7 protein-coding genes and 2 pseudogenes are annotated in these 10,769 nt (G+C 43.2%); all 9 read right to left on the reverse strand.

Annotated elements, in window-relative coordinates; translation table 11 throughout:
- Positions 1-602, reverse strand: a pseudogene (locus tag DWZ03_RS19560) (RHS repeat-associated core domain-containing protein); the annotation flags it as partial.
- A gap of 270 nt (positions 603-872) precedes the next feature.
- Entirely contained in the window at positions 873-1,280 is a 408-nt protein-coding gene (locus DWZ03_RS19565; RefSeq protein WP_120130547.1) for an NTF2 fold immunity protein, read from the reverse strand.
- A gap of 12 nt (positions 1,281-1,292) precedes the next feature.
- Positions 1,293-3,131, reverse strand: a pseudogene (locus DWZ03_RS19570) (RHS repeat-associated core domain-containing protein); the annotation flags it as partial.
- A gap of 115 nt (positions 3,132-3,246) precedes the next feature.
- The gene (locus DWZ03_RS19575; protein WP_035447390.1) at positions 3,247-3,699 is read right to left on the reverse strand and encodes a hypothetical protein; all 453 of its coding nucleotides are present in this window, start codon (positions 3,697-3,699) and stop codon (positions 3,247-3,249) included.
- Between the two features lies 1 nt (position 3,700).
- Complete coding sequence (locus DWZ03_RS19580; RefSeq protein WP_394801236.1) at positions 3,701-5,815, reverse strand: RHS repeat domain-containing protein; 2,115 nt, start codon at positions 5,813-5,815, stop codon at positions 3,701-3,703.
- A 251-nt stretch (positions 5,816-6,066) separates the two neighbouring features.
- Positions 6,067-6,276, reverse strand: coding sequence for a hypothetical protein (locus tag DWZ03_RS19585; protein ID WP_035447395.1), 210 nt, complete (start codon positions 6,274-6,276; stop codon positions 6,067-6,069).
- Positions 6,257-8,890, reverse strand: coding sequence for an RHS repeat domain-containing protein (locus tag DWZ03_RS19590; protein WP_229122509.1), 2,634 nt, complete (start codon positions 8,888-8,890; stop codon positions 6,257-6,259). Before DWZ03_RS19590 ends, DWZ03_RS19585 begins: the two co-directional genes overlap by 20 nt.
- Before the next feature lie 147 nt (positions 8,891-9,037).
- On the reverse strand, positions 9,038-9,586 hold the full coding sequence (locus DWZ03_RS19595; RefSeq protein ID WP_005825326.1) for a hypothetical protein: 549 nt from the start codon (positions 9,584-9,586) through the stop codon (positions 9,038-9,040).
- A partial coding sequence (locus DWZ03_RS19600; RefSeq protein WP_133303175.1) for an RHS repeat domain-containing protein occupies positions 9,576-10,769 on the reverse strand: 1,194 nt, incomplete at its 5' end. The genes DWZ03_RS19595 and DWZ03_RS19600, both read right to left, overlap by 11 nt.

Genomic DNA, 10,769 nt, shown 5'->3' on the forward strand with positions numbered 1-10,769 from the left:
TCAAGCAGGCCGTAGGCACTGGCACCAGTCTGGCCATAACGTTGCAAACTCTTGATGTTACCGTTCTTGTCATAACCCGTAACGTTCTCTGAGAAGCGATTCGCATTTGTGCTGATACTTGCTGTCTCGCCATAGGTAGCGTTCAGCATCCGGTCAAGACCGTCATAAGTGAATTTGTAACCACGGACTGTACTTTCGTTCCCGGACTTCCAGGTTATGTTGCTGATGCTGCCGTTGTACTTCGCAGTACCCACACCCGTGTTGTAGTACAGGTTCTGCGTGAAGCGTGTGCCGCTGATTCCCGTCAGCCAGCTACGCAGGTTGTAGGTATAAGTCAGCTTGTTGGTGCTCGTACCGTGATACTGCTTGGTCAGCAAACGACCGAAGTTGTCATAAGTCGCATCGTACAGAGTAATCGCAGTGCTGCCAAGACTATGCTGCACTTTGTTTATTCTGTCCGCATAGTCGTAGGTATAGGTATATACTTCCGTGCGCGTGGTCTTTCCGCTGGCAGTATGTGTATGTGTCACACCAGACGGCTTGTTGGAGAAAGTATAAACCGTACTTGTGATGTCGTAGCCACTGAGCAAGTTGTTCTGCACAAGCACGGTAGGACTGGAAGAAGGATTCCCCCCTGCAGGGTCAGCCGTCCCAGACTGTCGTACAAATAATACATATAGGAAATGTTATCCAGATAGGAAGTGCCCGTGCTGTTAAGCATCCGGAGAGTACGGATGTAGTCCTGCATGACCTACATCATTTGATAGACCTAAAAAACTATCCTAACATACAAGATATAGCATATCTGATGTTAGGATAGTAATTAAATAAATCTCATTGAAAAAAGGCAACTTATATTAGAGTAATATTTTTTATTTAGTATGCAAAAGCTTTATAATCTCACCATTACTTTTTCTTATTTCCACATAAGATTGTCCACAGAAAGTCAGCGCACTATCATTTCCATTAGGAATATGCCCTTCTATTACCCATATTCCATTTACCAAGTTAACAGAAAAAGGTTTTTCTTTCTCTATACTTTCCTTTCCATAAATTTCCAATAGTACGCATTCCGCTATCTTTACTGCAATATCCGCTGTAGGTATAAATCCCTCTGCAGGAACATAGCTTTTCATATCAGTATAAAAATCTGTTGAGAGACCATCATTCATTACATACTCAATCTGTTGAGATGATTGTTGATCTTCTCCGACCTTCGATGTACTGTTTGTACATGACATCGCAAATAGCATTAAAGCAAAAAAATAAGTCCTATACATATTGCTATCTTTTTAAAATACCCAATGAATATGTTCTCTCTGGCTAACAGGAATGTTTAAATCAGGCTTTTGTAGCAATTCTTTCATTCTTTGTTTACCCTTTTCAGCAGGAATATCTTTCGGATTAATATTATTCTTTCGTTTAGGATCTTTGGGATCACTAGGAAGATCACTAGTCACTATTGATGTTTTCTTACTATAAGGATTATATTCTAACAAATCGCCACTCGGCGTAGCCAAATAACCATTTTCTTTTGTTTTCTCAATATATTTTATATCAGCTTTTGAGAATTTATTATTTATATGCTCTGCGTCCGCGTCTCCATGCGAATGAATCGATCCTACAAATCTCTCACCGTTAGGAGGTAAGCTTATAGATACGCTGTGCTCTCCTTCATTGGCTGCACTATAAGAATATCCCTTTAGCTTTCCCTTTTGCTTAACTTCATAAATAGAAGAGCCCATTTCACGTTTACGTATAATAGATGCACCATTATAATACATACCCCAATCTTTAGCTGCTGCTCTTTTAGTCTTAAACAGATCACCAGGAGCATATTCCATACCATTTGGGTCTATGAACTTTACCGGATTATCGGCACAATAAGTATACGGACTCATCGAATAATATTTCTCTGCCAACGGGTCATTCGTCGTAAACCTTCCCAACGCAGCATCATAATGTCTCGCCCCATAATCATACCAGTTCAAACCCTGCTTCGTATCAAGCTCCTTACCGTTATACTTGTAAGGCTGGGTATTGCCTGTAGTGCCAAACACACCACCGAAAGGGTAGTAATGGTTCGTTTCCTCCACAGTACCAGACTGGTTGATCACTACACGGTTGTTACCCTGATGATCTTTCAAGTAGTAATGATACTGCTGGGTACCGGTCAGGTTGATGTAACCCTCTTCTGTGAGTAACAACTTCTGAGTACCGTTTTCATAGATCACATTACCGCAATAGTCAGTCGTTGTGGTTGTACTACCTATCTTATGGACTGTTCTCAGTTTCGTGCCGTCAGCACCATAAGTATAGGTAATCGTGCTACCATCACTGAACGATACCGTACTCGGCAAATTTAATACATTATATTGAATATCGGTAATTCCCTTATTCAAATCTTTCGTTAAATTACCATTGACATCGTAGGCATACTCCCCTGCAGCGCTTGCACCGTTCACAAAGGCAGTGTTTGTACCGTATGCCGCGGTACTCACGGCATCCTCCACACGGCTCAACTGATTGCCGTTCAGGGTGAAAGTCAGATTATCAAGCAGGCCGTAGGCACTGGCACCAGTCTGGCCATAACGCTGCAATCCCTTGATATTGCCGTTCTTGTCATACCCCGTAACGTTCTCCGAAAAGCGGTTGGCGTTCGTGCTGATGCCTGCTGTCTCGCCATAAGTAGCATTCAGCAGACGGTCCAGTCCGTCATAAGTGGACTTGTAGCCGCGGACGGTGCTTGCCGTTCCTGCCTTCCACGTCATGCTGCTGATGCTGCCGTTATACTTGGCAGGCCCGTTGCCGGTGTTATAATACAGATTCTGCGTGAACTTCGTTCCGCTGATGCCCGTCAGCCAGCCGCGTACATTATAGGCGTAAGCCTGCCTGTCCGCGTCGGAGCCGTGCAGCGACTTCGATTGCAGACGACCAAGGTTATCATAAGCATAGGCAGCAAGCGTCACCTTCGCCCCTCCCAATGTATGCTCCACCTTCAAGAGCCTGTCCGCATGGTCATAGCTGTAAGTGTATGCTTCCGTCCGGCTGTCCTTCCCGCTTGCCGTGTGCGTATGCGTCACCGTCAGCGGCTTGTCCGTAAAGGTATAGGCCGTGGATGTCACGTCGTACCGGTAACGGAAAGCGTACCGCTCCAAGTCAGCATGCTCCTATATGAAATTCCCTGCTTACATCCAACATAAGCAGGGAATTGTTTAGATTATAGAATCAGAGATTCTTAATATATCAATATTCGAGCCAAAAATAATCAGGTGTACGTAAAGTATCCCACAACAAAATACCACCGTTGGAGCTACATGAAATTACAATATTGGGAATATTATCAATCCGGTATCGGAACGTACTATCTATGACCCTTTTTCCACAATATAATACCGTATCCAGAGATGTGACACGTATCTTTATTTTTAAACTATCATATCCGCTTTTATCGAAACGGGTGATTTCCATTCCAAGCCAATCTTCATGGTAGTCCAATATTTGGTCATCCGTCTTGTTCACATACAGTCCATTAAAAACAAGGCTGTCATTCACCCAACATTGGATATAATCTTTACCGGTACGCTCCTTAAAACCAGTACCTACTCGAATCATGAAATCATTCTCTGAGTCCAAATGACCAATGCACGCCACCAGCATGGCAAGTATGATTATAAAAATAAATATACGTGTCTTCATATTACTGCCTTCTTTTAAGTTTTTGCCTCCAGTTAGGAATATGCCTATTCAACTTGTTATGGATATAATTATCTCGGACTGTTTGTATCTGAGAACGGTTTAACTGAGTTGCTTTAAGATAATCTCCATCAAAATCTTGAATAACTTTTTTCTGTGTCATCAAGTTTTCCACATTCATTGTATGCCCCAATCCTCCTGAATGACCAAGTTCGTGAGCAAAAGTCCGGTTATCATCATTGTTCAACATATTAGAAACCGCTTTCGTTCCTATTTTCACATCCAGACTATTTTTATAAGTCTCAGCCATAACTACACTTTTATCCGTTTTTGTCAACATATCTTGATCAACAATCTGCAAAACGTGTTCAGTGTCCTTTATATCATCCACCGAGTTGACAGTTCTCAATTGCATATCCATAGTCGAAACAAAGTCATCACCTGAAATCGTATATGCGGCATTCACTTGCTCTACTATTTGTCCAGCCAAAGTCTTTATATCAAGCTCCTTATTATTAGAATTATTTATCAAAGCCGCTCTTACCGTAATTTTATATTCTATCTTATCCGTTTCACGATTATAATGGGTTTGCACGCGCCAATCATTTCCATCCGGATCAATGCGACCGACAGGCTCATTTCCACAATAGACATAAGGAGATACTTTAAAATGTTTGTCATATAAAGCATCAACCGTTATAAACCTTCCCAACACCGCATCATAATGCCTCGCCCCATAATCATACCAATTCAAACCCTTCTTCGTATCAAGCTCCTTACCGTTGTACTTGTAAGGCTGAACATTGCCTGCACTTGCAAATACCCCGCCGAAAGGATAGTAATGGCTCGTCTCTTCTACCGTGCCGCTCTGGCTGATGACTACCCGGTTATTCCCCTGATGGTCTTTCAAGTAGTAGTGATACTTGCTGTCGCTCAAAGTAATATAACCCTCTTCGGTAAGAAGCAGCTTCTGGACTCCGTTTTCATAGATCACATTGCCGCAATAGTCAGTCGTTGTGGTTGTACTGCCTATCTTATGGACTGTTCTCAGCTTTGTGCCGTCGGCTCCATAAGTATAGGTGATGGTACTTCCGTCACTGAACGTTACTGCATTCGGCAAATTTAAGAAATTATATGTAATGCCGCTAATACCTTTGTTTAAATCTTTAGTTAAATTGCCGTTGGCATCATAAGAGTACTCATCGGCGGCATTGGCACCGTTTTTGAACTCGAAGCCGCCATTGTAGGTGGAAGCCGCTACCGCATCATCCACGCGGTTCAACTGATTGCCGTTCAAGGTGAGAGTCAGGTTGTCTATCATGCCGTAGGCGGTTGAAGAGAGTTGCCCGTAACGCTGCAATCCCTTGATGTTACCGTTTTTGTCGTAGCCCGTCACGTTCTCACTGAAACGGTTCGCGTTCGTGCTGATACCTGCTGTCTCGCCGTAGGTGGCATTCAGCATGCGGTCCAGTCCGTCGTAGGTGAACTTGTAACCGCGGACGGTGCTTTCATTCCCGGACTTCCAGGTCATGCTGCTGATGCTGCCGTTGTAGCGGGCGGTACCCACACCCGTATTGTAGTACAGGTTCTGGGTGAAGCGCGTACTTGTGATGCCCGTCAGCCAGCTGCGGAGGTTATAGGCATACGTCAGCTTGTTCGCCGCAGAGCCGTGCAGGGACTTGGTACTCAGACGGCCGAAACTATCGTACGTATAGTCTGCCAGAGTTATTTTGGTTCCTCCCAAAGTATGCTCCACCTTGCTTACACGGTCTGCATGGTCATAGCTATAGGTATAGACTTCCGTACGTGTGGACTTGCCGCTTGCGGTATGGCTATGCGTCACCGTGGCGGGCTGTCCCGTAAAGGTATAGACCGTATTAGTCACGTCATAACCGCCCAAAAGATTGTTCTGTACGACTTTAGTTACACGCCCCTTGACGTCATAGTAATAGCCTTTGTAAATTTTAGTACTGCTGCCGGATACAGTCACCGCGCTTCCTGTCAGGGAGCCTTTACTGTAGCCCGAAGTGTCGTTCGTGAACTGGCTCGTCGGGAAACCCGTACCGCCCAGTTCTGCACATGCACCACCTGATCGGAAGAAACCGTCTTGTTCGTGCACTCCCCCTGTTGCGTCAGCCGTCCACCGTTGTCATACACATACTCCGCGAGCTGCGCATCCGGAAGCTTCTTCCAAGTGCAGAGATTACGGTGGTCGTCATACACACAATAGGTATCCTACGTCTCGCTGATAGAATAACAAAAACTATCCTAACATACAAGATATGGAATATCTGATGTTAGGATAGTAATTAGATAGATTGGTTTTTAATCAACCTATATCAGAGGAAGACAGTAGTTCGTTACGACGAATTAACCTAAAGCATCAGGCTCTAATAAATCTGGATGTAGTATTACTGATTTATCTAATGCTCTAACAAAATGAGATTTATGGGAATATAATACTTGATACTCCTCACTCTTCTCATTTGCCCAAACTTTCAAAACTACAGCCGCTTCTAAGGGTAAACTCTTCCCGCAGAAACAGCAAACAACCATTTCTTTATTTAATATTCCATCCATAATTTTTCGCTATTCTATTAATAGATTTTTGAGACCAATTTCCCATTGTTGTTATTATACCTTTCCTCCCTTCTACAACAGCATTAAATCTACCGGGAGTAATTTCATGAAGATAAACTGTAGCTCCATCAGCCTGAGTAAAAGCCTTTCCTACAGACTTTGTTACTCTTACTTCATTCACAGAAAGTACCCCTCCTCTCGTTGCCGTTGTTCCAGCAATCCGTTGCACTCCGTGAGCAGTTGATTGTATTGCATTTTGAGTACCTCTTCCTGCCACCTTTCCTACAGCCCATCCTATTGCCTTCCCCAACAACATACCGCCAAACTCTCCGGCACCAAAGCCAAAGGCAGCTTCGCCTATAGGTCGCGCAATAGCATCTATAGAACGACTGTTCAGAGAATTGAAAAGGGCAGACTTAGAGTCTTCAGATAAAGGACTGGTTTTACCTAAGAACTGATTCTGAAGTTTACCGCTGGAGGCTATCAAGTCAAAAGCATTAACAGCCTGATTGGCTAAGATACCTCCATTCTGATAGAAGTTCAGATAGTTGTCATTACCTAACGCAATAGAGGCGGATGAACCGATATTTGTATAGCCTTTTAAAGCTTCACTACCTTCCTGCCAACGTAAATTCCCTTGCTTATCTTCATACCAGTCAGCTCCTGTTGGGTCTATTCTGCTGATAGGGTTGTTACCACAATAAGCATAGAGACTTGTATTGAAGTAGTTTTCAGCAGAAGGGTCCACCGTTGCAAACCTCCCCAGCGCCGCATCATACATACGTACCCCGTAGTCATACCAGTTCAACCCCTTCTTCGCATCAAGCTCCTTGCCGTTATACTTATAAGGCTGGGTATTGCCTGTACTTGCAAACACACCACCGAAGGGATAGTAATGGTTCGCTTCCTCTACCGTGCCGCTTTGGTTAATCACAACCCGGTTATTACCCTGATGGTCTTTCAAGTAGTAATGATACTTGCCGTCACTCAGTGTCACATAACCTTCTTCGGTAAGAAGCAACTTCTGAACACCGTTCTCATAGACCACATTTCCACAATAGTCAGTTGTGGTGGTTGTACCTCCTATCTTATGTACAGTCTTTAGCTTGGCGCCGTCACCTGCATAGGTGTAGACAATCGTACTCCCGTCACTGAATGTCACCGCACTTGGCAAATTTAAACAATTATACGATATATTGCTAATCCCCTTGTTTAAATCTTTAGTTAAATTTCCATTGGAATCGTAGGTGTATTCGTTTGCCTGCTTCACGCCGTCCTTGAACTCGAAGCCGCCACCGTAGGCGGAAGCCGCTGCCGCATCGTCCACGCGGTTCAACTGATTGCCACCGAGGGTGAAAGTCAGGTTATCAATCAAACCGTAACTGGAAGCAGCGGTCTGACCGTAACGTTGCAAGGTCTTGATGTTGCCGTTTTTGTCATAGGCGGTTACATTCTCACTGAAACGGTCGGTGTTCGTATTGATGCCGGCTGTTTCGCCGTAAGTGGCGTTCATCAGACGGCTTAATCCGTCGTAAGTGAACTTATAGCCACGGATAGTGCTCTCATTTCCAGCCTTCCACGTCATGCTGCTGATGCTGCCGTTGTATTTGGCGGTGCCGTTGCCGTTGTTGTAGTACAGATTCTGTGTAAACTTGCTTCCACTAATTCCCGTCAGCCAGCCACGGACATTATAGGCATACGTCAGCTTGTTGGTGGCACTTCCGTGCAGAGACTTGGACTGCAGTCTGCCCAAGTTGTCATACGCATAGTCGGCAAGGGTTATCTTGGTGCCGCCTAATGTATGCTCTACTTTCAAGAGTCTGTCCGCATGGTTGTAGCTGTAAGTATACATTTCAGTACGAGTGGGCTTTCCGCTTGCAGTATGCGTATGTGTTACAGTAGCGGGCTTATCGGTGAAGGTATATATGGTAGCCGTCACATCATAGCTCCCCAAGAGATTGCTTTGCACGGTCTTTGCCACACGGCCCTTGATGTCATAGTAGTATGCGGTATAAATCTTGTTACTACTACCAAGTACCGTTGCCACACTTGCAGTCAAGGCACCTTTTCCATTGCCCGAAGCATCATCAGGGAAATTGCTGTTATTGAAACCTGCTTGCGAACGGAAAGCGTAACTGTCATAGAAGTGCTGCACAAGTACATTCGTTCCAGAAGTGGTCACTTTGTTGGTACAAGTCCCCTGTTCCGTCAGGCGGTTCAGCCCGTCGTACTTGTAGTACGTCCAGTTACCGGATGTAAGGGCACGCTGGTTGCCGTCCTGCGAGAATACCAGGCGGTCGGCATTGTCATACACCATTTCCATATATCCCGCACCGGGAAGCTTCTTCCAGATACAACGGTTACGTCCGTCGTATTTGTACTGAAAAGCATACAAGTCGAGATTGGCCGAGCTCTGGTACATAGGCTGGAGTACGAAACAAAGATTACTTTTGTCGTCATACACATAGTAAGTGTCGTGCGTTTCACTGCCTTTCATCTGACGCGTCAATACAACATGTCCCATCTCATCGGTAAAGGTGTAGCTCACGTTCAGGTCTTCATCGGTGGTTTTAATAACCGAAAGCTGACCGGAAAAATTGCGTATAGAAAGCAAAAGGCAGATGATTCACGAAGCCAAACTGAAAAACAAATTCCCTGCTTATATTCAAAAGACATAAGCAGGGAATCATTTAGTTTATTGAATCAGAGATTCGGGGACTTGGGAACAATGGGGGAAGAACATACACTGAAACAGAATATTTTATCTTATCAAGAAACGTCCAAATATAAAATACCATTCTTCAGAAAGTGCATTATTCGTTTTTTGCCAACTTCCTTCAGTGGATAGGAGTATTTTTTTTATTAACTTATCGTAATTATACTTGGAGTTATTATACCCTGCCCTTTTCACAATTTTTATTTCTCTAATTTTAAGTTTTCTGTCAAAAAGAATAGTGTATAAACAAGAGGCATTCTGTTCATCACCATTGTAGTTTTCCCAATAAAGACTATCTTGGTATTTCCTTAATGATTCGTTTCCACCAATATAAGAAATTTCCGTTGAGACTTCTCGCAACCGCTTCCTAAAATAATAAGAAGTATACATTTTAGAAGATCTTGCAGTATCCAATATCAATTCAAAAACTGGTAAGTTGGTCTCAGTATCAAAAAAGATAGTTTTTTCTATCTTCTTTTTATAGGAACTTATATCACTTGAATATATTATACTTTCTTCCACCAACTTATTTTGTCCGTACAATAATGGCGGAAGCATAATAAACATGAAAAATAGTTTTAATTTAATAGTCATATCCTAATCGTTTTGACATTACATCAGCTCTTTTATTGTATATAAAATTATTGACCCCTGGCTGTCCGTGGCTAAACGGTACATTCCTCAAGTATAAAATAACATGCCCAAATTCGTGTGCAATCCCAACTGTTCGATGATTCAAAGTGCCATTCTTATTAATTATGACTTGTACATGGCTATTGGTTGAACTCTTACCGGAAGCTAACCTCTTGTCAGGTACTAATGTCTGACCTAAATTTCCTTGAATATGTTTTCCAAAAGGGACTCCAGCCTTTGAATACTCTTCTTTTTGATGAGCAGGTATTTCGCTATCATCATCGTCATAAGGAGTACCAAAAGTTTCTTCTACAGTCTTCCCATTCATTTTATATGTATTCTTATCAGATAATGACAGTTCTACCATTTTCTCACTATTGGCAATCTCAAATAAGTCTTTCAGAAAGAAATCATTACTACTATTAGCTTGTTTCGCAATGGAAGTTGGATCCAATATACCATTATTGAATTGCATCTTTATGTTACTACCATCCTGCAAACCATTGTAAATAGCTTCAATAGCTGCTGGAGTTACAATAAGCAAGCTATCTCCATTGATGTCAATGGTATTCACTGGATTATTCGCTCCATACTGATACGGAGACAATGAGTGATACTTCTCGGAAAACCTATCATTCGTTGTAAATCTCCCCAGCGCCGCATCATAATGCCGTGCCCCGTAGTCATACCAGTTCAACCCCTTCTTGCCATCATACTCCTTGCCGTTGTACTTGTAAGGCTGCACATTGCCTGAGCTTGCAAATACACCACCAAAAGGATAGTAATGGTTCGCTTCCTCTACCGTGCCGCTTTGGTTAATCACTACCCGGTTATTACCCTGATGGTCTTTCAAGTAGTAATGATACTTGCCGTCACTCAGTGTCACATAACCTTCTTCGGTAAGAAGCAACTTCTGAACACCGTTCTCATAGACCACGTTTCCGCAATAGTCCGTCGTGGTGGTAGTGCTGCCTGTCCTATGGACAGTTTTCAGCTTTGTGCCGTCGGCTGCATAGGTATAGGTGACGGTGCTGCCGTCATTGAACGTCACCACACTGGGCAAATTTAAGCAATTATACGATATATTGGTAATTCCCTTGTTCAAATCTTTAGTTAAATTCCCGTTGGAATCGTAGTTGTATTC

Origin of the sequence: Bacteroides sp. AF29-11 (assembly GCF_003602895.1) — a bacterium.
Lineage (GTDB): Bacteria > Bacteroidota > Bacteroidia > Bacteroidales > Bacteroidaceae > Bacteroides > Bacteroides uniformis.